Annotated in this window: 21 protein-coding genes; 12 read left to right on the top strand and 9 right to left on the bottom strand. The window is 54.6% G+C overall.

What is annotated here, in order from left to right:
• Positions 1–210: 210 nt before the first annotated feature.
• From rpoE to F6R98_RS10020, 5 genes are all read left to right on the top strand, one after another.
• On the top strand, positions 211–798 hold the full coding sequence (rpoE, locus tag F6R98_RS10040) for an RNA polymerase sigma factor RpoE (protein WP_228125204.1): 588 nt from the start codon (positions 211–213) through the stop codon (positions 796–798).
• Complete coding sequence (locus F6R98_RS10035) at positions 795–1,352, top strand: sigma-E factor negative regulatory protein (protein ID WP_153248893.1); 558 nt, start codon at positions 795–797, stop codon at positions 1,350–1,352. The genes rpoE and F6R98_RS10035 overlap by 4 nt, the downstream gene beginning before the upstream one ends.
• 34 nt (positions 1,353–1,386) lie before the next feature.
• Positions 1,387–2,334 (top strand): MucB/RseB C-terminal domain-containing protein, encoded by a 948-nt coding sequence (locus tag F6R98_RS10030; RefSeq protein ID WP_228125203.1) that lies wholly within the window; start codon positions 1,387–1,389, stop codon positions 2,332–2,334.
• A complete protein-coding gene (locus F6R98_RS10025) occupies positions 2,331–2,768 on the top strand; it encodes a SoxR reducing system RseC family protein (RefSeq protein WP_153248891.1) in 438 nt (145 codons plus the stop codon). Before F6R98_RS10030 ends, F6R98_RS10025 begins: the two co-directional genes overlap by 4 nt.
• 101 nt (positions 2,769–2,869) lie before the next feature.
• On the top strand, positions 2,870–4,318 hold the full coding sequence (locus F6R98_RS10020) for a DegQ family serine endoprotease (protein WP_407079294.1): 1,449 nt from the start codon (positions 2,870–2,872) through the stop codon (positions 4,316–4,318).
• A gap of 708 nt (positions 4,319–5,026) precedes the next feature.
• Here the strand turns inward: F6R98_RS10020 and F6R98_RS10015 are convergent.
• The 9 genes from F6R98_RS10015 to F6R98_RS09975 all read right to left on the bottom strand — a co-directional run bounded on the left by F6R98_RS10015 (position 5,027) and on the right by F6R98_RS09975 (position 14,601).
• Positions 5,027–5,401, bottom strand: coding sequence for a response regulator (locus F6R98_RS10015; protein WP_153248890.1), 375 nt, complete (start codon positions 5,399–5,401; stop codon positions 5,027–5,029).
• The gene (locus tag F6R98_RS10010) at positions 5,398–5,652 is read right to left on the bottom strand and encodes a hypothetical protein (RefSeq protein WP_153248889.1); all 255 of its coding nucleotides are present in this window, start codon (positions 5,650–5,652) and stop codon (positions 5,398–5,400) included. Before F6R98_RS10010 ends, F6R98_RS10015 begins: the two co-directional genes overlap by 4 nt.
• A complete protein-coding gene (locus tag F6R98_RS10005) occupies positions 5,649–8,054 on the bottom strand; it encodes a chemotaxis protein CheA (RefSeq protein WP_153248888.1) in 2,406 nt (801 codons plus the stop codon). The genes F6R98_RS10010 and F6R98_RS10005 overlap by 4 nt, the downstream gene beginning before the upstream one ends.
• Complete coding sequence (locus F6R98_RS10000; RefSeq protein ID WP_153248887.1) at positions 8,051–8,422, bottom strand: response regulator; 372 nt, start codon at positions 8,420–8,422, stop codon at positions 8,051–8,053. The genes F6R98_RS10005 and F6R98_RS10000 overlap by 4 nt, the downstream gene beginning before the upstream one ends.
• Entirely contained in the window at positions 8,419–9,282 is an 864-nt protein-coding gene (locus F6R98_RS09995) for a CheR family methyltransferase (protein WP_153248886.1), read from the bottom strand. The genes F6R98_RS10000 and F6R98_RS09995 overlap by 4 nt, the downstream gene beginning before the upstream one ends.
• Positions 9,272–9,895 (bottom strand): HEAT repeat domain-containing protein, encoded by a 624-nt coding sequence (locus tag F6R98_RS09990; RefSeq protein WP_153248885.1) that lies wholly within the window; start codon positions 9,893–9,895, stop codon positions 9,272–9,274. The genes F6R98_RS09995 and F6R98_RS09990 overlap by 11 nt, the downstream gene beginning before the upstream one ends.
• Positions 9,896–9,911: 16 nt before the next feature.
• The gene (gene cheB / locus F6R98_RS09985; protein ID WP_153248884.1) at positions 9,912–10,973 is read right to left on the bottom strand and encodes a chemotaxis-specific protein-glutamate methyltransferase CheB; all 1,062 of its coding nucleotides are present in this window, start codon (positions 10,971–10,973) and stop codon (positions 9,912–9,914) included.
• 127 nt (positions 10,974–11,100) lie between these two features.
• A complete protein-coding gene (locus F6R98_RS09980) occupies positions 11,101–12,663 on the bottom strand; it encodes a chemotaxis protein CheW (RefSeq protein WP_153248883.1) in 1,563 nt (520 codons plus the stop codon).
• 27 nt (positions 12,664–12,690) lie between these two features.
• Positions 12,691–14,601: a methyl-accepting chemotaxis protein gene (locus F6R98_RS09975; protein ID WP_153248882.1), complete on the bottom strand. Its 1,911-nt coding sequence runs from the start codon at positions 14,599–14,601 to the stop codon at positions 12,691–12,693.
• 816 nt (positions 14,602–15,417) lie between these two features.
• On the opposite strand from F6R98_RS09975, the gene lepA reads away from it, so the two are divergent.
• From lepA to pdxJ, 7 genes are all read left to right on the top strand, one after another.
• Positions 15,418–17,229 carry a translation elongation factor 4 gene (gene lepA, locus F6R98_RS09970; protein ID WP_153248881.1) on the top strand — a complete coding sequence of 604 codons (1,812 nt, stop codon included), beginning with the start codon at positions 15,418–15,420 and terminating at the stop codon, positions 17,227–17,229.
• Between the two features lie 9 nt (positions 17,230–17,238).
• The gene (lepB, locus tag F6R98_RS09965) at positions 17,239–18,015 is read left to right on the top strand and encodes a signal peptidase I (protein ID WP_153248880.1); all 777 of its coding nucleotides are present in this window, start codon (positions 17,239–17,241) and stop codon (positions 18,013–18,015) included.
• A gap of 30 nt (positions 18,016–18,045) precedes the next feature.
• A complete protein-coding gene (locus tag F6R98_RS09960; protein ID WP_153248879.1) occupies positions 18,046–18,396 on the top strand; it encodes a DUF4845 domain-containing protein in 351 nt (116 codons plus the stop codon).
• Complete coding sequence (gene rnc / locus F6R98_RS09955; RefSeq protein WP_153248878.1) at positions 18,393–19,082, top strand: ribonuclease III; 690 nt, start codon at positions 18,393–18,395, stop codon at positions 19,080–19,082. The genes F6R98_RS09960 and rnc overlap by 4 nt, the downstream gene beginning before the upstream one ends.
• Positions 19,082–19,969 (top strand): GTPase Era, encoded by an 888-nt coding sequence (era, locus tag F6R98_RS09950; protein ID WP_153248877.1) that lies wholly within the window; start codon positions 19,082–19,084, stop codon positions 19,967–19,969. The genes rnc and era overlap by 1 nt, the downstream gene beginning before the upstream one ends.
• Positions 19,970–20,088: 119 nt before the next feature.
• Positions 20,089–20,832, top strand: coding sequence for a DNA repair protein RecO (recO, locus tag F6R98_RS09945; protein WP_194270216.1), 744 nt, complete (start codon positions 20,089–20,091; stop codon positions 20,830–20,832).
• Positions 20,829–21,557: a pyridoxine 5'-phosphate synthase gene (gene pdxJ, locus F6R98_RS09940; protein WP_153248875.1), complete on the top strand. Its 729-nt coding sequence runs from the start codon at positions 20,829–20,831 to the stop codon at positions 21,555–21,557. The genes recO and pdxJ overlap by 4 nt, the downstream gene beginning before the upstream one ends.
• Positions 21,558–21,795: the final 238 nt, after the last annotated feature.

Raw genomic sequence — 21,795 nt, 5'->3', positions numbered from 1 at the left:
AGCAACCGGCTTTGGAGTATAACTGTTGAAGCATGCATTTCTTCGTGGAAGCTCATCTATGGCTTCCTCGTCCAGGACGGCCCCACCAAGCCATGCGGGCGGAATCTTTTGCTTAGTCATGCTTGTTGGTGCCGGATAGTTAGCAAAAATAATATGGTGAGTATGTGCGCGTTACTTCGATTTTACCGTATCAACGATTAGGCTGGATTTGTGGCAAGCTCTGTTGAAGTAACCGATGAGGCGTTGGTGCAACGCGTACAGGCAGGAGATAAAAAAGCCTTCGATCTGCTGGTGCTTAAGTACCAAAACCGGGTAATACACCTGGTTAACCGCTATTTACGCGATCAGAGCGAAGCGCAGGACGTAGCTCAGGACGCTTTCATCAAGGCGTACCGGGCAATAGGTTCGTTCCGCGGCGAAAGTGCTTTTTATACATGGATATACAGGATCGCGATCAATACGGCAAAGAATCACATCGTAAGCCGGTCGCGCAGACCTTCCGAAGAAGATATTGATCCTGATGTTGCGGAACAATTCGAGGGCGTCGATAGTCTCAGGGATATAGATACCCCTGATGCGATACTGCTCAGCGAGGAAATGGCGGTCATCATACAGAACGCGCTCGACGATCTTCCATCCGAGTTGCGTACTGCAATTTCTCTGCGAGAGTTTGACGGATTGAGCTACGAAGAAATCGCCGAAGCGATGTCTTGTCCGGTTGGTACGGTGAGATCCCGCATATTCAGGGCGCGAGAATTTATTGAGAAAAGATTGGAAAGTGTCGAGGTAAGGCCATGAACACTACAAATCAGGAATTAAAATTGAAGCTGTCCTTACTGCTGGATAATGAGCTTTCATCCGCGGAACGCCATGGACTGCTTGATCGTGTGAACGATGAGCCGCAATTGCGTCAGGCATGGGCCAGATATAACCTGATAGGCGAGGTAATACGCTCGGAGAAGGGAGTATTCGCTGGGGACGATTTCGCCCGCCGGGTCAGCCGGGCTGTTGCGCAGGAGCCGCCTGCGGTCGCGGTATTTCCGGGAAGATCGGCGCGGTCATCGCCGGAACCGTCGCGGAAGGCGCGCGTTATCAACGCGAGAAGCGGGCTGGCGTGGGCCGCCGCGCTGGCGGGTTTTGCCGTCGTAATAGGGTATTCCGGGAGCACTCCCGACCTGAGCCGCATTGATTTGGCGCTGCAGCAGAAGGATGCAACCCTCGATCAGTCTCAGGAGGCCGTGGCCGATGCCCGCTTCAATGATTATTTGATGACGCATAACGAGGTTTCTTCTCAGGTCGGCTCGACAAGCATGCTGCCGCATGCGCGTCTGGTCAGTAGTCCGGGACGATAAGCCGATGTTGGGTGTGTGTAACCGTATTGCCGTTATGCTTCAGCTATTGAGCTTGTGCGCACTTCTACTGTTAACGCCCCCGGTTTACGCTGCGAATGAGCCGGACGCTCAAGTCTGGCTGGCAGAAATGCGTTTTGCGATGAGCCATCTCAATTATCGCGGCACAGTGACTTATTCCAGAAATAATCAAATTGAAATATTACGTGTTTATCACGGCGTCGTCGACGGTGTGGAACATGAGCGCATCCTGTCGGTCAACTCGCCGATGCGTGAAGTGATACGCGAACAAGGTAAAGTGACCTGTTACTTTCCAGAGTCGCGGTCGCTGTCTACCAAGGAAAGTGGCAGGGAACGGCCGTTTCTGCGTGATTTGCCGGAAGACTTGAACGGGCTGGCGCGTTACTACGTCATTAAACCGGGCGAAGCCGGGGTTGTCGCACAAAGATCCGCTCATCTGATTGCCATCGACCCGCGCGATGCTTATCGTTATAAACGTGCGCTATGGGTTGACGATGAAACGCGCCTTCCTCTCAAATACGAGCTTATTGATGAAAACGGCAACGTGATAGAACAAATGCTGTTCAGTGACCTGAGTCTGGAAAAGAAACTTCCAGCTTCGGATTTGGCGGCATCGACACATCCCGATGCGAGCTGGACGGTTAAACATAACGAAAACCTGCCTGCCGATAAGCTACGCTGGACTTTGAGCAATGTACCGGAGGGGTTCGGGTTGACGTCGTACACTCGCCTGAAGCGTGGCGGCAGCGAACATGAAATCGACCACATACTGCTGAGCGATGGGCTTTCGTCAGTTTCCGTTTATACGGAGGAGCTTCCCGGTGAAGGCCTCTCCACGCATCGGCGTAAGATGGGCGCAATCAGCCTTTATGCGCGTCAAATAGGTAATTATCAGATAACGGTTTTAGGCGAAGTGCCGTTTAAAACCGTAAAAGCCATAGGTGATGGGATACACGCGCCATGATCGAAGAAGAAGTATGCGTTACCTCAGTGAAAGACGATGTTGCCTGGGTTGAAAAAACCAGCGTGTCGCCATGCGGGTCCTGCCGGGAAGCTTGCGCCGGCAGCATTGCCGGAAAACTGTTTGCGCGGCGTAAATTGAGTTTTTCCGTGCATGCCGATCCACAGTTGAATATTGGCGACCGCATTGTGGTCGGTTTGCCGGACAGCGCCTTGGTACGCGCTTCGTTTCTGGTTTACCTGCTGCCGTTGATGGGATTTTTCATCGGCGCATTTTTGGTCGGAGAGCTGGCGGCAAGACTGAATTTGCCTGCGCATGATCTTTTAAGTCTATCGGGCGGCTTGCTAGGAATTGTTTTTTGCCTGATACTAATCCGTTTTTCGGGGTTTTTTGAAGGCGCAATGTATCGGCCCGTCATTCTGCGTAAGCTTTCCTGAGCTGTTTTTTACGAAAGTCTTGAAATGCTCCCTGTTGGGGAGTAAGCGGTTGTGTGTTTGCCTGTTTTTATCTTCCATTTTTATTTGTTTGGAGCGCTCTGATGCTGAATAGGATGCTTGCGGCTTTATTTTGGGCTGCCGGTCTGGTTTTTTTCTGTGTAAATGTCGGGGCGTCCGAGTTGCCGGATTTTACCGGGTTGGTGGAAAACAACAACGCGGCGGTGGTGAATATCAGCACCACGCAAAAATTGGCTGCGGGCAATGCGCAGCAGCAGTTGCCTGAAGGATTTGATATTCCTGAAGGATCACCGCTAGATGAGTTTTTCAAGCATTACTTCGGGGAAGGCGGTCCGGGCGGCATGCCGGGCATGCCCGGCGGATCCGACGGCGAGCCGGGCGAGGCGAAATCGCTGGGATCCGGGTTCATCATTTCGCAGGACGGTTATGTGATAACCAATCATCATGTGGTCAAGGATGCCGATGAAATCGTCGTCAAATTGCAGGATCGCCGCGAGCTGGTCGCAAAAGTCATAGGATCCGATAAGCGTAGCGATATTGCACTGATCAAAATCGACGCCACCGATCTGCCCACGGTAAAAATGGGTTCCTCGGAAAACCTGAAAGTAGGCGAATGGGTATTGGCGATCGGCTCTCCGTTCGGTTTCGAGCATTCGGTGACTGCGGGTATCGTCAGCGCCAAAGGGCGCAATTTACCGAGCGATAATTACGTGCCGTTTATTCAGACCGATGTTGCGATCAATCCCGGCAACTCGGGCGGGCCGTTGTTCAACATGCAGGGGCAGGTCGTCGGCGTCAACTCGCAGATTTACAGCCGCACGGGCGGGTTCATGGGGCTTTCGTTCGCAATACCGATAGATGTCGCGATGAAGGTAGCCGATCAGCTCAAATCCGGCGGGCGGGTGGCGCGCGGCTGGCTGGGCGTACAGATCCAGGATGTAACGCGTGAGCTGGCGGAATCGTTCGGTATGAAAAAACCGCAAGGTTCTCTGGTATCCAAAGTGTTGCCCAAGAGCCCGGCAGAGGAAGCCGGAATACAGGTCGGCGACGTTATTACCGAGTTCAACGGTCAGGAAATCACCACGTCCTCTACTTTACCGCCTATGGTAGGCATGGCGAAAATTGGCGAAAGCTTCAAGGTCAAGCTGATACGTCAGGGCCACGTCAAGGAAGTGACTGTAAAAGTAGGCGCGTTGCCCGACGAAGACGAGCCGGTCATTGCCGGTACCGAACCGGGAGCTTCGCCGGTAAATCAGCGCACCGGCATCAGCGTCGCGAATTTGACGCCGGAACTGAGAAAACAGTTTGACGTTTCTGCCAACGGCGTACTGGTACAGGAAGCAAAACCTGGTCCTGCATACGATGCCGGCATACGCCGCGGCGATGTCATCCTGCGCGTACAGGATCAGCTGATACGCGACACCAAACATTTCGAAGAACTGATCAGGTCGCTGCCGAAAGGTAAATCCGTGGCGGTACTGGTTCAGCGGCGCGGCGGTTCCTTGTTCCTGGCGATGAAATTAAAAGATTGATGCAGTGACGCAGTGACTGATCTTAAACGCATACGAAACTTAACCATCCTCTCCCATATCAATGATGGTTGTTAAGGTTTCCGGGTAGATCACGCAGTGCTTGGGTTGGCAATAAAGTAACAGTTAATCAATTAGATGACGTTTCTTTATTGCCGGCATGCGCCACCTTTGGCCCTAATGTTTAATTGGAGCAGCGGAAATGGTGTATATATTTGTGTACGAGGCGTGGTCAAAAGCGAATAGTGGAAAGGAGTGATCTTGCCCAGTTTCAGCAGACGCTTTGCTAGGTACGTCTGCCTAACCGGTCATGGCGCAAGCGTCGCCCCTCGTATCATGCAAAGGCATGCGCCCGCCGCGCGGGTTTCCCTCACCCCGCTTCTCCCGGCAGGGATAGGGGGTTAGGTGTTCGCTTCGCGATTTACATAGCTTTCGGGCCGTAGTGCAGCTCCAATTAGCGCCGGGAAGTCGCTGTTCCGGACGTAGACGGAATGTTCTTGGATTCCGGGTTACAACCAACTCCCGCAAACTACTCTGTTTTTAGAGAAAGTGCCGCCTGTGCCGCTGATTTACGCCCAGCTGTGCTGCCCGATGAAAGTGGAGTATGAGCCGACCTGATGTGTATTCGCTGTCTATGGCTTTGCTCAGGGACAGGAAGTTACCCCTCGTTTTTGCTGATCGGCCGGTCCCGCGGCCTGATTGCTGCTTACTTCAGGCCCCCGGAAGTACCTGCTTGATGACCTTGTGCAGATTTTCACCCCCTATGGGTTTAATCAGCCATCCGGTGGCTCCCAATTGTTTTGCTTCTTCGCGCTTGGTTTGCTGACTTTCGGTTGTGAGCACCAAAATGGGTGTAAAGCGGAAACCGGGGAGGGAACGCGTCTGACGGATTAGCTCGATGCCGTCCATTTTCGGCATGTTGATATCGGTAATGATCAGGTCGGGTTTCGGGCTGTTTTTTAGTTTGTCGAGCGCGATTTCGCCGTCGGCTGCCGATACGACCTCGAAGCCGATGAGTTCGAGGGTGCTCTGCAAACTCATCAGCATGGTGGCCGAATCATCTACTATCATGATAGTTTTAGTCATTTTTCCATATCCTTTTGTTGTACAAGAGCCGATTTTAACCAGGCCATTAAAACTTTATCCTCCGGCCAATAGCTGATGTCGACTTTTGCCGCCATCAATACTTGCAAATTAGCGGGATGGAGATGGTTGCACCTGGAAAGCTCCACTTTCCCTTTGGGATGTGCCTGCAGCCATTCGAGCAGAGATTCCGCTTCCTCCACACCAACGATATCGTGCAATCGCGCCACGTTTTCCTGATATTCAATCGTCATTTAATGAGTTCCTTGAAATTCAGCACCATCAGCACCGATCCATCGCCCAGCAACGCCGAACCGGCATACCCGGGGAGGCCGCCAAGAATGCCGGTCAACGGTTTGAGTATGATGTCCACGGTTTGACGAAAATCATCGACGATGACGCCGATCAGATCGTTGTTCAAGCGCACGACCAGGATCGCCATCTCATTGTCCTGATTGAGCTGTTGCGGTTCGTCCAGAGCCAAAAGATCATTGAGTGCTACGAGTGGAACGATACGTCCGCGCAAGACCGTGGTCAATCGCCGTTTGATGGTATGAACGGCAGCACATGATACTCTGACCGTTTCTACTACATTCTCTATCGGTACACCGAAAATCCGCTGGTTGGACTCAATGATCATGACATGAGTGATCGCCATGGACAGCGGCAAGGACAGGCGGATGCGGGTGCCGTAGCCCTTTTCACTGTCTAAAGAAACGATGCCGCTCACCTTCTCCACGGCGCTCCGCACCACATCCATACCGACGCCGCGGCCCGATAGATCTGACACCACCTCTACTGTAGAAAAACCGGCAGCAAACACCAGATTCACGGCTTCCTTATCAGTGATACGTTCCAGGGCGGCTTCGTCGATGAGGCCTTTTTCGTAAGCTTTGCGTTTGATGATGTCCGGATCTATACCTTTGCCGTCATCGGAAATTTCGATCAGTACCCGGTCCGTTTCCTGACTGGCGTGTATGCTCAGGCATCCGGCTGCCGGTTTGCCGGCGGCGCGGCGCGAATCCGGCAATTCGATGCCGTGATCCAGACTATTGCGCACGATATGAATCAACGGATCGGCCAAGGCTTCGATAATATTTTTATCCGCTTCGGTATCCTCGCCCTCCAGCACCAGATTGACCTCCTTACCCAGTTTTCTGGATGTATCGCGTACCAGGCGCGGGAAACGCTGGAAAATAAAGGAAACCGGCATCATACGTATCTGCATGATGGCATTCTGCATTTCTTCTGCGATGCGGTTGACCACAGCGTACTGGGCCTTGATCTCGCGCGAAAGTTCGCGCAACCCATATTGCGTCTCGGCGCGGCTGGCGAGATAAGGCAGACTGTTTTTGGCCACGACCATTTCGCCGATCAGGTTCATCAATCGGTCAATTTTGACCTGGTCTACCTTGACTGTCTTGATGCTGCTGATGCTGTCCTCGGCGCGGCGGCCAAACTTGATCGCTGCTTCCGGATGGGGCGCGGATGGCTCCGCCGCCTGAGCGCCCGCTTGCAACGTAACTTCTGCGCGCCGTTCAGCCGTCTTCAGCGCCTGCGCTTCGGGCAGGTGTTCATCCAGCCAGGCCAGCAGCGGACCTGCTTTCGTCACGCTCAAGGCTTGCTCCAGCGCAGCGTCCAAACCGGCCAGCAGTCCGGTTTTACCGATGGCTCGAAGGCAAGCCGCCAGCGCTGCCGCAATCGATTTCAAGCGGCCCGGCAGTAATGCGTCGCTATCCGGCAAGCCCAGTATTTCGCGCTGGGTTTGAACGATGGTACGGAAACTTCGGGCATGGGATTCAGCTTCCAAAACCGCTTCGCCGTTTTCGTTGCCGCAGGGTTGAAGCAATGCAGTCGCGGGTACGGCAACAATGCAGACTTGTTCGGGAATGTAACGGAACAGTTCATGCAGAATGGCGGGGCCGGCGGTTGTCAGCGCCCGGAAAACGAGCTTGCAGCGGTAGGCATCCAATTCCGCCAACGGCGGCCATGCCTGCCGCGCCGCGATGTTGCCCCAAGCAGTTTCAGGAATCTGTTGCATCAGAAACAACGGGTCTTCGCCTTTGAAGAAGCAATCTTCCTCCGGCGTATACTCCAGCCACGTCAACGGCGCTCCCGCCAGCACATCGCGGTAAAGCTGCATGCGCAGGTTTTCAGGTATTTCACTCAAATCAACGGAAGACGATGAGTTGGATGGTTGCTGGCAATCCAGCCCGATTGGAGCGCTGTTTGCCGCAATCGACCCCGATTCCGTGGGTTTCGCTTCATCGCTATCGCCCGTCAGCTGGCGTAATGATTGGGCCAGACGCGCCGAGTTATCGGCGTGTGCGGCATTGATGCCCCCGGTTGCTTCAATTTCGTCCAGCAGCATGCCGACGAAATCCATCCCATCAAGCAACCGGTCAGCCAGGGTACGGGAATAGGCAACACGCGCATCGCGCACCCTGTCCAGCAAGTCTTCACCTGCATGCAGTACACGGGTCATTTCCGGGAACTCGAACAAACCGCTGCTGCCTTTTAGTGTATGCACCAGACGAAAAAGTTCTTTAATCAGCTCGGCGCTTGTCGGGTCGGTTTCGAGCTGCAACAGTTTTTCGCCGATAGCCGGCAACAAGTCGCGCGCTTCGGAAATAAATTGTTCGAGTAAAGGATTCATGTTTCTGCCTCCCCCAACAACAGTCTGGCGTGAGACAACAGTTCTTCCGGCTTAACCGGTTTAACCAGATAAAGGTTGGCGCCCACGCTTAAGGCGCGGATCCGGTCTCTGGCTCCCGCTTCCGTGGAGACCATCATCGCAGGCGCCTGCGGCAGATCGTGGCTGCGCAGCTCTTCGAGAAAGCCATAACCGTCCAGCTTGGGCATGTTGACATCGACGATATAAAGGTCGAATTGCATTTGCAAGGTCTTTTCCAGCGCTTCGATACCGTTTACCGCCTCATCTACCGTATAACCGGAAGATTCAAGAATATTGCGGTGATACAAGCGTACCGTGGCGGCATCGTCGACAACGAGTATGCGCTTCATGCATCCTCCAGGGGTTTTTGGTACACGATGGCTTCGGGAAATTTGCGTACCCGAAACAACGAGGACGTCCGGCTCATCGATTCCGAATGGCCGAGACACACAAAACCGCCCGGATTCAGCGCATCAAAAAAAGTATCGGCTGCCTGACGGCGAGACAGTTCGTCAAAATAAATCAGCAGGTTGCGGCAAAACACAATATCGAAACCGCGGTAAGCTCGTACATCGGCCAAGTTCATCAGATTGACGCGAGTGAATTCCACCGATTGGTTGATATCGTCATTGATCTGGTAATTACCGGCGGACATCGTGAAGTATTTATCCAGCAGATGCGGCGGCAGGTGCTGCACCGAACGGGGCGAGTAATGTCCGAGCTGCGCCCGGCTGATAATATTCGTGTCGATATCCGAAGAAATAATTTCCACATCCCAATCATGGATGCCTGGCCAGTATTCCAGCAGGTAAATCACGATGGAATAGGCCTCTTCGCCCGATGAAGAAGGGATAGACCAGATCCGAATAGGAAACCGGTTGTCTTTTTTGTGCTGGGTGATTTCCTTCAGCAGGGAAGTGACCATGCATTGGAACTGATACTCTTCCCGGAAGAAATAGGTCTCATTGACCGTCATCAGATTGACCAGGGCCTGAAGCTCTACACCGGAAGTCTCTAGGCGCAGCATGATAAAATAACCGCGAAAACTTTTGGAATCGGTCGCCGCAATGCGCTCCATCAGACGTTTGTCGACAAAGTAACGCTTGGAATCCTCGAAATGGATGCCGGTTTTACGATAAAAATATTCGCGGAATGTCCGGAAATCCTCATCGCTGATGGACATTTTCGCCGTAGCGGCATCAGTTTTCATTGAGGCGCTTCAAGGCCAGGTTGGTCACGAATGTGATATAGGGTTCATCAGGGAATCGTAACGGGAGACGTTCCAGCGCATGCCTGGAAATTTCTGAGCCTAGTTCGCTGAGCAGATCAAGGGCGGTGGCGCAGACATTGACATGCGCGTCGCGCTCAATCACCGCCACCAGCCAGGCTTCGACCCTGGGATGGCGTAGCGATTCAAGTATATTCACCGCAAAAATTCGCACATCCGGGTCGGCGTCGGAGAGCAGTTCATCCATGATGGGCGCAACTTCCTCCGGTAAGGCCTTCATCGACTCGATGGCCTCGTTGCGCAAGGCCGCGTCTTCACTGCGCAGGCATTCCACCAGCCCGGCGACGGCTTGCCTGTCGCCCAAACGCGTCAGCGCGCTCAGGATTGCGTCGCGCACATTGGGACTGGGCTCAGATTTCAGGCGCGCCGCCAAAATTGTTGAGGCCCCCGGAAACTCCGCCAGATCACGCGCAGCCCAACGCCGGGCAGTGGTGTCGCCGCTCTCCAGCGCTATGGTCAAACCGTCGAAATCACGCGGCCACTGCCGTTTCTCTTCTTCTGTTACTTGCAGTGTTTGCTGTTTTACTATGGGCATATATCGTCCAGCCGGTCTATCCGGCCCAGGTAATAATTTGGTTGGCAATTTTTTCCGCGCTCAATACGATCGATGCGCCGCCGCGTTTGATCAACTCTGCCGGCATGCCGAATACCACCGCGGTTTCCTCCGATTCGGCGATCGTGCGCCCGCCTCGTTTTTTGATCTCGGTAAAAGCATCCGCGCCGTCATAACCCATGCCGGTCAGCATCACCGCTATGATGCGCGCCGGGTCGCAATGCTCCAGAGCCGAGCGCCCCAGCAGTTCCACCGAAGGGTGCCAAAGAAAATCCTTGCTTTCCGGCTTGGCCAATACCATGACTCCGCTTCCGCCGCGTTGCGTCAGCACCAGATCGGCGCCGCCCTTGGCGATGTAAATGGTGCCGGCTTTGATGAGCACCGGGCGAGAGGCTTCGACCACCTGCAATACGCATAATTCGTTCATACGCGCGGCGAAAGGCAAAGTAAAACTGGAGGGCATGTGTTGGGCCACCAGCACCGGCCACGGAAAATCCGCCGGCAGCAAAGGCAGAATATCCTCCAGTGTGCGTGGCCCGCCGGTGGAGACACCGATGATGACCACACCCTCACTACTCATATCACGGCGCACATTGGCCGGACGCGCAGCCGTTTGCTGCGAACGTTCCTCGCGGATGCGTGAAACAAGCCCTCTGCTGGTCTTGAGTCTGGCTCTTGCGGCAGCTCGAACCTTGTTTATCAATTCGCTCCGAATAACATCAATGGTGAGCGAAATGGTTCCCTCCGGTTTGGCCACATAGTCCACGGCCCCTAGAGCCAGCGCCTCAAAAGTTGCCAACGCGCCTTTTTCCGTCAGCGACGACACCATGACCACCGCCACCGGCCGTTGCGCCATGATCAACGACAATGCGGTAAGGCCGTCCATTTCCGGCATGTTGATGTCCAAAGTCACCACATCCGGTTTGAACAGCAGATTTTCTTCGACCGCCTCCTTGCCGTTGCGCGCCAAGCGTATTTCGAAACCGCCCTCTGCTTCGAACAGTGTGGTCAGTTGGCGGCGCATCAACGCCGAATCGTCGACTATAAGCAGCTTGATCATGGTTGTTGGTAGTTTAATTAATCTTGCCGTGTTGGCGGCTTGATCATCATCGCAGGAGCGGGCTTTAGCCCGCTCCTGCGATGATTGTGAGACGAGATTGAATTTCGTCCCGTTTGTTAGCTCGTTTTTACCCCGCCAGCGCCGCCAAACCTTGCATATCCTGGCCTTCCATCAATCGCGAAGGATCGATCAACTGGATGATACGCTTCTGCTTTTCCAGATTGGCCACGCGCGCGATCAGGCGAGCCTGCTCCCCGGAAAGGTGAGGCGAGGCTTCAATCGTATCCTTGCGGATTTTCAGCACCTCGGTGACGGAATCGACGATGAAACCGGTACGCACATTGTCGAACAGATAGACCATGATGCGCTGCTGCTCATTGCGTTCCACCGTTTCCAGGCCCAAACGCAGACGCTGGTCGATCACCGGCAGCACAGCGCCGCGCAGGTTGATCACTCCCTCGACGAAAGCGGGCGCTTTGGGCACATGGGTCAGTTCGTCGGGTACGCGTACAATTTCCTGCACGCTCTCGATCGGCACACCGAATTCCTCCTTGCCCAAACGGAACACCACCATTTGCTCGTCGTCCTCGACGAGATCGTCCTGCTGGTTGCCGGTTGCATACACGGCATTGTCGTCTTGCATTTTTTCCACGGTACTCAAAGCCTCCTTGATTGCCGAATGGCGGAATATATTGCCGGCGGAAATGATCGATACCAGGCGCTTGCCTCCGTCCAGCCGGCAAATTTGGGTGATCTCTGACAGTTCGCCGTCGCGCGCCAGCAGGCCGGGCATGGCGTCAACCTGTGTTTTCGGCACGCGCAGCACTTCGTTGACGCTGTCCATGACCACGCCTACCGAGATCGCGCCCAGCGTAACCACCACGATACGGCTGCGCTCGTCGGCATCCTGCGGCAGCAGCGCGAACATGCGGCGCAAACTGACCAGCGGCAGCAGCCGGTTTCTGAGCGTCATCACGCCCAGCACATGCGATTCGGCGTGAGGCACATGCATGATGTGCTCAGGCATCTGCACGATTTCCTGCACGTCGTCGATGGTTATAGCGTATTCCTGTCCTGCTACGGCAAAACTCACCAGTTGCAGTTCGTCGCCCGATTTTTCTGCCTCGTTCGCCGTATCACCATAACGGCCGCCGCTCTCGGCACGGCGGGAAAGCGCGGAGATTTCGGCGAATTCGCTGGCGATCAGTTTGCCGAAGTCGAGCACCATGATCATCGCATGTCCGCCGGCGTCCTTCAGCAGACCGGCCAGCAGTTCGGTATTGACAGTGCCGCGGATCGCGCTGACATCTTCGATTTTGCCAATCTCGACGCCGACTACGCTGGCGACGTGATCCACCACAAAACCGAGCGGTTGCCCCAAGTCTATGACCACGGCGCGCGTGGCATCGTCATCGTCCCGTTCGGGAAAGCCGAAAATGCGCCGTAAGGAAATGATCGGCAACACCTTGCCGCGCAGGTTGGCGAGACCGTCCAGCGTGAGTGGGGCCAGCGGCACGCGCACCACGTCGGGTACGCGAATGATTTCCTGTACCGGCGCCATATCCACGGCAAATACCTCATCGTCGACAATAAACGTGACAAACTGGCGGACGTTGGACTCTTGCGCCTGGAGAGCATCGCTCTCCGAGCTCGCGCTGTTCTCGGGCTGTTCCAGAGTTTCTGCAGTCATACTTTATGTCCCAGGGATGGATGAGGTTCAGGCGCTCTGCAATTCGTCGGCGAGAGAAGCAATTTCTTCGATGGCTGCGGCCAGTTCTTCCGCGCCCTTGGACTGTTGGGTGGCGGCGGCGGCGGCTTCTGTGGCGGCTTTGTCGGCTTCCTGCGCGGCTGCTGCAATCTGATCGACACCGGTTTTTACTTGTCCGAGCGCGGCGGCGATTTCGTTGGCGGCGATGAGGATTTCCTGTGTGCTTTTTTCCACGCCGGCGACATCGATTTCGATATTCACCAGCGCAACGGTGCTGGCCTTGGCCTTTTCCACTTCGCTCTGCGCCGCGACGACGATTTCATTCAGGTCGCGCCCGACCACGCCGATTTGGTCCTGTACCGCCTTGACCAGGTCCTTGATGCGGTCGGCGTTTTCGGCGGAATCGTGCGCCAGATTGCGAATATCTGTGGCGACTACCACGAAACCCTTGCCGAATTCACCGGCGCGCGCAGCTTCGATGGAGCCGTTGACGGCGAGCATATTGGTCTGGATCGACACGGTGGCGATGGCGTCGACGATCTTGTCGATGCGGCGCGATACCAGTTCCAGATCCTTGACCTGCTTGATGCTGTCGCGCGATGCGACTGCTGAATCGCTGATGCCCTTGATCAAGGCATCGACAGATGTCTTGTTGGTGTCGAGCAGGCCTCTTATTACATTGACTTTTTCAAGACAGACTGCGGCGCGCGCCTGCCCGACTTCCAGGCCTTTTTCGATCTGCGCCAACGCGGAGGCGGATTCTTCGGTGGCGGCGGCCTGCACCTGCGCGCCTTTGCGTATCTGTTCGATGGCGGCCATGATCTGGGTGCCGGAACGGTTGATTTCCTGCACGGCTGAAGACAGTTCTTCGGCGGCTGAGGCGACTTCTTCTGCGCTCTTGGCGACATCGGTGGAGTTTTTCAGCTCGTCGGCCAGTTCCGACAGGCTTTGCGCCAACTGTTCGCATTCGGCCAGCGCCTGCGCCTGTTCGGCAACTGTCTTTCCGGATTCTTCGGCGGCGCTGGATTGCTCCTCGGCGGCGGAAGCTATGTTTTCGGCAGCTTGTAGCGCCTGCTGCGATGCGGTATTGGATTGCTGCGCGCCGGTAGCGATTTCGCGCACGGCGTCGGTTACCACAATCGCGTCGAGACGGATCTGCTCCAGTTGTGCGGAAATGGTTTTGCCGTTTTCGATTTCGGCTTCAACAGTTTTGGCCGAGGTATTGATACCTTCGGCAATCACCTTGACTTCCTGCTGGATTTGTCCGACCAGATCCTGAATCTGTTTCGCGCTTTTCTCCGAAGTTTCCGCCAGCGTGCGCACTTCGTCGGCCACCACGGCAAAACCCTTGCCGTGCTGGCCGGCGCGCGCCGCTTCGATGGCGGCATTCAATGCCAGCAGGTTGGTCTGGTCGGCAATGCGTCCGACCGCCTTGACGATATCGCCGATGTTGGCGGCCTGCTTTTCCAGCTCGACGACCATGGCCACGGATGCGATCTGACGTTGCGCTGCAACATCAACGTTGGTGATCAGGCTGGCGACTTCGGCGCTGGTTTTGGCTACCAGCGTCTGGCAGGCATCCATCTTGGTCTGGCTGATGTCCGCGTTTTGCAGCTGACGGGTAACGGCGGCTGCGACCTGTCCCAGCGCGGTTACCGATTCCTGTGCGGAGCCGGACGCTTCTTCCGCGCCGGTGGCGATCTGATCGGAAGCGCGCTTCAGCTCTTCGGCGGCGGAAGCGGCTTCGTTCACGCCTGCGGACAACTGGCCGGTGGCGGCGGCGATACGCTCTGCCGCTTGCTGCTGCTTGGCCAGGGTACGCGCTTTCTTACGCTGAACTTCCGCATCCCTGGCAGCTGAAGCGCGAACTTCAGTCGGCACGTCACGGTTTACGTTTACTGATTTTTTGATGATTGCCATAGGAATCTCCTTTGAGGAATATAGGCTTTAGTAGCCGTCAAATCGCGTTGGACTGTAAACCTTAGGGTTGAATCGTTCCAGCTTGGTGCCTGCCATCGCCCGAGTGCCGGCGCGGGACAACGATGAACACAGTCAGGTTACGGGTGTCGAGTTGGGGGGAAGGCTGCAAAGCACCTAATGCAGATGAAGCGCCGATAAAATTCTTCGATTGCCTCAGGATGAACGGCAAGCAATTGTTTTGGCAGGTTGTGAGTGTGTCGAACCTTTAATGGAAACGTCTTATTCCGTGTTTCTCTAAGAACTTGCTTAAGGACCCGCTTGTGTTGGTGGAAGGATAGGCAAAAAATCGCTTGCTTGCTCATGCGCGGTCTCGGTTCTAAAAACATTTGTTATACAAACAATGTTGAAATTTAAACCGATAAGGTTTGCAAATATTAAAAAATAATATGATTTAGTAGTCAATGATTTTCTAACGGCGGGCTGACGGATAACCTGGTTCACCGGAAGAAACAACTAGCCTTTACAGCATTGGGAGAGCGGACGTTTTCTGGCTGGAATGGAAACGGTTGCGCCATGGTCAACCTTGTCCAGGCTGGTTCCACTATCCCATGACATGTCAATCAACGTCCAAAAAATTGCCAAACAGTCGCTTCGTGTCCTGGGGCCAGGACAACGTAGAAGGTTGGGAAAGTCCTACAGCAAGTCGATCGATTGCGCTATAATCTTCTGTTGTAGTATGCGGAACGAATACAGGTAGTTTTCGCTTTGTGTACATGGCGGTGTGCATAGCCCCAAAACATCATACTAAAATTCTTAATGAATTCTTCAAACCTCAAGTACATACGAAACTTTTCCATCATCGCCCATATCGATCATGGCAAATCGACGCTGGCCGATCGCTTCATTCAGCTGTGCGGTGGTCTAAGCGACCGGGAAATGGCCAATCAGGTGCTCGATTCCATGGATATCGAGCGCGAGCGCGGCATTACCATCAAGGCGCAGAGCGTTACCCTGGATTACAAGGCGCGAGACGGGCAAGTCTATATGCTCAATTTCATCGACACGCCGGGGCATGTCGATTTTTCCTATGAAGTGTCGCGTTCGCTGGCGGCCTGCGAAGGCGCTCTGCTGGTGGTGGATGCGGCGCAGGGCGTGGAAGCGCAGAGCGTCGCCAACTGCTACACCGCCATCGAGCAGGGTCTGGAAGTGCTGCCGGTACTGAACAAAATCGATCTGCCTTCCGCCGATCCCGAAAAAGTCATCAAGGAGATCGAGGAAATTATCGGCATACCGGCCGAGGATGCGGTGCGCATCAGCGCCAAGACCGGGTTGAACGTCACAGATGTGCTGGAGCAGCTGGTCGAGCGCATTCCGCCGCCGCAAGGCGACGCCAATGCGCCGCTGCAGGCGCTGATCATCGATTCCTGGTTCGATAACTATCTGGGCGTGGTTTCGCTGGTGCGCGTAGTCAACGGAGTCATGTCGCGCAAACAGAAAATTATGCTGCTATCTACCGGAAAAAGCCATACCATCGATCAAGTCGGCGTTTTTACGCCGAAAAAGGTCGACAAGAACAGCCTGGGGCCGGGCGAAGTCGGTTTCATGGTGGCGTCGATCAAGGATATTTTCGGCGCGCCGGTCGGCGATACGATTACCGCTACCGACTGCCCGACGACGGATGCCTTGCCGGGATTTCAGCAGGTGCAGCCGCGCGTGTTTGCCGGTTTGTTCCCGGTAGAATCGGATGATTATGAAAATCTGCGCGAAGCGCTCAGCAAACTGCGCCTGAACGACGCTGCCCTGCAATACGAACCGGAATCGTCGCAGGCGCTGGGCTTCGGCTTCCGCATCGGTTTCCTCGGCATGCTGCACATGGAAATTATTCAGGAGCGCCTGGAGCGCGAGTACGACCTGGATCTTATTACTTCGGCGCCGACTGTTGTTTATGAAGTGGTTACCAGCGGCGGCGAAACCATCAAAATTCATAATCCGGCCGATTTGCCCGCACCCAGCGAAATCGCCGATATTCTCGAACCGATTATCCTGGCCAATATTCTGGTGCCTCAGGATTATCTCGGTGCGGTGATTACCTTGTGCATAGAAAAACGCGGCGTGCAGCAGAAACTGCAATATATGGGAAACCAGGTCGCGTTGGGGTTCGAGCTGCCGCTCAGCGAGGTGGTGCTGGACTTCTTCGACCGGCTCAAATCGGTCAGCCGCGGTTTTGCGTCGTTCGATTACGAGTTTGTCCGTTTTCAGTCAGCGCCGCTGGTCAAGCTCGATATTCTGATTAACGGCGACAAGGTCGACGCATTGTCTTTGATCGTGCACCGGGATATCAGTTTGACGCGCGGACGCGATCTGGTCGAGCGCATGAAGGACTTGATACCGAAACAAATGTACGAAGTGGCGATCCAGGCTGCGATAGGCGCAAAAATCATAGCGCGTTCGACAGTCAAGGCCATGCGCAAGAACGTGCTGGCCAAATGTTATGGCGGCGATATTACCCGTAAGAAAAAACTGCTGGAAAAACAGAAGGCCGGAAAAAAACGCATGAAACAGGTCGGCAAGATAGATATTCCGCAGGAAGCATTCCTGGCGGTGCTGCGCGTTGCAAAAGACTCATAAGGATTTAGTATGAATGTAGATTTCTCCTTGGTTCTGGTGCTGGGCAGCATAGGCACGGGCTTGATCTGGGGCGGTTACCTGTTCTGGTCAAAATTGCGCGGGCCGGATTCCCACCCGGTGCAGGAGCCAGTCATCGTTGAATATGCGCGTTCTTTTTTTCCGGTCATATTCATCGTATTGCTGTTGCGCTCGTTTCTGGTCGAGCCGTTCAGAATACCTTCCGGTTCGATGATGCCTACCTTGCTGATCGGCGATTTTATCCTGGTCAACAAATTTACTTATGGTATCAGGCTGCCGGTGCTGCATGACAAGGTAATAGAGCTGAACGAGCCGAAGCGCGGCGATATCGTGGTGTTCCGTTTTCCGAAAGACCCATCGGTAGATTACATCAAGCGCGTGATAGGGCTGCCGGGAGACCGCATCGGGTATCATGACAAGCAATTGTTTATTAACGGCGAACGCGTGGAAGCTACGCCGCTGGGCGTTTATCAGGGTAAAGGCAAGGGTGAAACCATGAGCGGCGCATTGACCTTGTCCGAAGATTTGGGTAACGTCAGCCATGATATCCTGATTCGGCAGGAACAGCCTTCGGTACAAGGCGATTTTACCGTGCCGGAAGGGCGTTATTTCGTGATGGGCGATAATCGCGACAACAGTAACGATAGCCGTTATTGGGGGACCGTGCCGGAAGAAAATCTGGTTGGCAGGGCTTTTTTCATTTGGATGAGCTGGGATCTGGATAATGGCGGCGTTGCCTGGAATCGGCTGGGTACGCTGGTGAAATAGGCGGTAAATCGAGCAAGGGAGCACATAGGGATGGGACGTATAGGTTTTTTTGGGGTATTCGCGCTGATCGGAATTTTCGCGGCAGTAGCGGTCAAGGTGGTTCCCGTCTATATCGAACATTTCCATGCCAAAGCCGTGCTGATGCAGCTGTCGTCGGAGCTGGCCAGAGGCGAAAAATCCGAAGAGGAAATTATCGGTTTATTGCAACAGCGCTGGCAACTTGAGCAAGTCGACGATATTGCGCGCGAAGATATAATGATTCAGTCCCAGCCGGATGGTCGCCATCAGATACGGATAGCTTATGACGTCGTAGTGCCGCTCGTGGGCAACCTGTCGGCCCTGATTTTTTTTGACGACAGCACCGAGACCGGACAACCTTGATCCTGGCACCGGACAAACTCGCAAAAAAGTTGGGGCTTTATTTCAATAATCCCGAACTGCTGAAGCGCGCGTTGACGCATCGCAGCGCCGATATCAAACATAACGAGCGCCTGGAATTTCTCGGAGATTCGATACTGGGGTTTGTCGTTGCCGAGCGCCTATACGAAAAGTTTCCCGATGCGGATGAAGGCGTTCTCAGCCGTTTCCGTTCTTCCCTGGTCAATCAAAGCTCTCTGGCGGCGATAGCGCGTGCGCTGCAGCTGGGCGACTATTTGATCATGGGTTCCGGCGAACTGAAGAGCGGCGGCTATCGCCGCGACTCCGCGCTATCCGACGCTATGGAAGCGATCATGGGCGCTTTGGTGCTCGATCAAGGCATGGAAGCCTGCCGGACATGGATACTTCAGCTATTTCACGATGCCATCGAGCGGCTGTCGCTGGAAAATCGCAACAAGGACCCGAAGACACGCTTGCAGGAAATCATGCAGGCGCGCGGATTGCCATTGCCTGAATACACCCTGCTGTCTCAAAAAGGGCAACCGCATGATCAGCTTTTTCGTATCGCGTGCAAGATCGCATTATTGAACGATGTTGTAACCGGCGAAGGCAGTTCGCGCAAAAAAGCAGAGCAGGAGGCCGCCGAGTTGTTATTGGCGCGGCTTAGCACCGAATTGAGAATCAAATAATGATAAAAAAAACCGGTTATGTCGCTTTGATAGGGTTGCCGAATGCAGGCAAATCCACCTTGCTCAATCATTTGATAGGGCAAAAAATCAGCATCACATCGCGCCGGCCGCAAACCACGCGCCATCGCATACACGGTATTAAAACCACGGAGCACGGCCAGGCTATTTTTGTCGATACGCCGGGCATGCACGACAGCGAAAAGCGTGCGATGAACCGCTATTTAAACCGTACGGCGGATTCGGCGCTGCAAGGCGTCGATGTGGCGGTTTGGCTGGTCGACCAGTGGAGCTGGCAAGCCGAGTACGACTGGATGCTGGCAAAAATCAAACAGGCCGACTGCCCGGTAATTCTGGCCGTCAACAAGATAGACCAGTGCGAAGACAAGGACAGGCTATTGCCCTTTCTGGAAAAAGCGTCCGCGCAATTCGACTTTGCCGCCATTGTTCCTATTTCCGCGTTGCGCCAAATCAATCTCGATGCGCTCGAAGCGCAAATCATGGCGCTGTTGCCGGAAAGCGAACCCATTTATCCGGACGATCAGATTACCGATCGTTCCGAACGCTTCATGGCGGCTGAAATTATCCGCGAAAAGCTGATACGCAGTCTAGGCCAGGAAGTACCGCATGCCATCACCATCGAAATCGAGCAGTTCAAGCAGGAGGGCAATCTGGTGCGTATTCACGCTATCATCTGGGTGGAGCGCGAGGGCCAGAAACAGATTGTAATCGGCACCGATGGCGAAGTAATGAAAAAAGTCGGCCAGCGCGCTCGTGAAGATATAGAAAAATTGATAAACAGCAAGGTTTATCTCAACCTGTGGGTTAAAGTGAAAAAAGGCTGGTCCGATAACGAGCGCGCGCTGTTAAGCCTGGGGTACAACGATTGAACAGGGTAGGGGGGCTCTTTCTTTCTTCAGTCGTAAAGTGGGTTCGTTCGTCCTGAGTTAAGTGGAGGAGCGAAAGAGGCTCCGGTCGAATGAAAATGTTTCAAGTCAATCGGTGTTGGATGCTCATCAAAGCGTGCGGTTTTCTGTTGGAAAATATCTCATTAACTCCTGCCTGGCTGATACACCGGCGCGCCTGGCGCGAAACGAGCCTGATCATGGATGTCTTCACACGCGATTATGGCCTGGTCAGCGTGCTGGCCAAGGGCGCATTGCGTGGAAAAAGGACGCAGGCCGGATTATTGCAGCCATTTCTGCCGTTCAACGTTTTCTGGCGCGGACGCACCGATTTACCGGTTCTGAATGCCGTCGAGCCACGCGGAAAAGCCATGCAATTATCCGGCCGAGCGCTCTATTGCGGTTTTTATCTCAACGAGTTACTCTATTATTTGTTGCACAGGCACGATCCACATCCCGGCGTGTTTGAACTGTACGAATCGACATTGGCGACGCTGCAAAGCGATCAGCGGATAGAAAAACTACTGCGCGGATTCGAGCTCAGCCTGCTGGAACAAATGGGGTATGGCTTGGAGCTCGAACATGAAGCGGACAGCTATACGCCACTGGAATCCGGGCGCCATTACCATTTTATAGTCGAACACGGCGCGCGTCCGGCGGTTCGGCCCGACGCGCAAACCTATAGCGGCTCCACCTTGCTGGCTCTTGCGGCCGGCGCCGTTTCCGGCGCAGACCAGCAGGCCGAAGCCAAACGCCTTATGCGGCAAATCATTAACCACTACCTCGCCGGACGGACATTAAAAAGCCGCGACCTGTTCAAATATGCTTATGGAAAGCCTGGCTCATGACTGAATCCAAACCACGGCGGCTCGGCGTCAACATCGACCACGTAGCCACCATACGTCAGGCGCGCGGCACGCGCTACCCCGATGTAATCCAGGCTGCATTACTGGCTGAAGAGGCCGGCGCCGACGGTATCACCGCGCATTTGCGCGAAGACCGCCGCCACATGCAGGATATCGACATCGAGCGGCTGTTGGATATGATACAGACGCGCCTGAATCTGGAAATGGCCGTAACCGACGAAATGGTCGCGATTGCCGCGCGCATCAAGCCGCCGGCATGCTGCCTGGTGCCGGAGCGGCGCGAAGAGCTGACCACGGAAGGCGGACTGGACGTCATAGGCAGCTTTGCGCGCATACGACGCGCCTGCCACCAGCTGGGGGAGGCCGGTATTGAAGTATCCTTGTTCATCGATGCCGACCCCGCCCAAATAGAAGCCGCAGGGCGTAGCGGCGCGCCCGTTATCGAGTTACATACCGGGCATTACGCCGACGCCGCCACCACTGTTACGCAGGCACAGGAATTGACCCGGTTACGACAGGCCGCTCAGCAGGCGGAAGCGCTGGGCTTGCAGGTAAACGCAGGGCATGGCCTGCATTACCACAATGTTGCCGAAATCTGCCAAATTCCTCAAATCGTCGAACTAAACATCGGACATGCCATCATTGCGCGCGCGATCTTTACCGGACTGAAATCGGCGGTGCGCGATATGAAAGCGTTGTTGAAATGAAGTTTTGACGTGTAACAAGTCAACTTTCGTTGCCAGCCTCCGTTGTGGGTGATGGCGATTAAAAACAATGATTTATTGATTTGTGTATATACCCATGCCCCGTAGGAGCGGGCTTCAGCCCGCGATCGGTCTGCAATGCGCTGACTAAAGGTCACTCCTGCAAAAATACTCACTGGAGGCTATAATTGCGCGACAGATTTATGAGCAAGCTTTTCATGCACAAGTTCTGCTGACTGAG

It is taken from the genome of Candidatus Methylospira mobilis (assembly GCF_009498235.1).
In the GTDB taxonomy this organism is placed as follows: Bacteria; Pseudomonadota; Gammaproteobacteria; order Methylococcales; family Methylococcaceae; genus Methylospira; species Methylospira mobilis.
This window is presented reverse-complemented; position numbering and strand designations above follow the sequence as displayed.

What these genes read in the sequence shown, in the direction of transcription:
- F6R98_RS10035 (WP_153248893.1), top strand. Translation starts at nt 795, where the DNA reads ATGAACACTACAAATCAGGAATTAAAATTGAAGCTGTCCTTACTGCTG.
- F6R98_RS10030 (WP_228125203.1), top strand. Translation starts at nt 1,387, where the DNA reads ATGCTTCAGCTATTGAGCTTGTGCGCACTTCTACTGTTAACGCCCCCG.
- F6R98_RS10025 (WP_153248891.1), top strand. Translation starts at nt 2,331, where the DNA reads ATGATCGAAGAAGAAGTATGCGTTACCTCAGTGAAAGACGATGTTGCC.
- F6R98_RS10020 (WP_407079294.1), top strand. Translation starts at nt 2,870, where the DNA reads ATGCTGAATAGGATGCTTGCGGCTTTATTTTGGGCTGCCGGTCTGGTT.
- F6R98_RS10015 (WP_153248890.1), bottom strand. Translation starts at nt 5,401, where the DNA reads ATGACTAAAACTATCATGATAGTAGATGATTCGGCCACCATGCTGATG.
- F6R98_RS10010 (WP_153248889.1), bottom strand. Translation starts at nt 5,652, where the DNA reads ATGACGATTGAATATCAGGAAAACGTGGCGCGATTGCACGATATCGTT.
- F6R98_RS10005 (WP_153248888.1), bottom strand. Translation starts at nt 8,054, where the DNA reads ATGAATCCTTTACTCGAACAATTTATTTCCGAAGCGCGCGACTTGTTG.
- F6R98_RS10000 (WP_153248887.1), bottom strand. Translation starts at nt 8,422, where the DNA reads ATGAAGCGCATACTCGTTGTCGACGATGCCGCCACGGTACGCTTGTAT.
- F6R98_RS09995 (WP_153248886.1), bottom strand. Translation starts at nt 9,282, where the DNA reads ATGAAAACTGATGCCGCTACGGCGAAAATGTCCATCAGCGATGAGGAT.
- F6R98_RS09990 (WP_153248885.1), bottom strand. Translation starts at nt 9,895, where the DNA reads ATGCCCATAGTAAAACAGCAAACACTGCAAGTAACAGAAGAAGAGAAA.
- cheB (WP_153248884.1), bottom strand. Translation starts at nt 10,973, where the DNA reads ATGATCAAGCTGCTTATAGTCGACGATTCGGCGTTGATGCGCCGCCAA.
- F6R98_RS09980 (WP_153248883.1), bottom strand. Translation starts at nt 12,663, where the DNA reads ATGACTGCAGAAACTCTGGAACAGCCCGAGAACAGCGCGAGCTCGGAG.
- F6R98_RS09975 (WP_153248882.1), bottom strand. Translation starts at nt 14,601, where the DNA reads ATGGCAATCATCAAAAAATCAGTAAACGTAAACCGTGACGTGCCGACT.
- lepA (WP_153248881.1), top strand. Translation starts at nt 15,418, where the DNA reads ATGAATTCTTCAAACCTCAAGTACATACGAAACTTTTCCATCATCGCC.
- lepB (WP_153248880.1), top strand. Translation starts at nt 17,239, where the DNA reads ATGAATGTAGATTTCTCCTTGGTTCTGGTGCTGGGCAGCATAGGCACG.
- F6R98_RS09960 (WP_153248879.1), top strand. Translation starts at nt 18,046, where the DNA reads ATGGGACGTATAGGTTTTTTTGGGGTATTCGCGCTGATCGGAATTTTC.
- era (WP_153248877.1), top strand. Translation starts at nt 19,082, where the DNA reads ATGATAAAAAAAACCGGTTATGTCGCTTTGATAGGGTTGCCGAATGCA.
- recO (WP_194270216.1), top strand. Translation starts at nt 20,089, where the DNA reads ATGCTCATCAAAGCGTGCGGTTTTCTGTTGGAAAATATCTCATTAACT.
- pdxJ (WP_153248875.1), top strand. Translation starts at nt 20,829, where the DNA reads ATGACTGAATCCAAACCACGGCGGCTCGGCGTCAACATCGACCACGTA.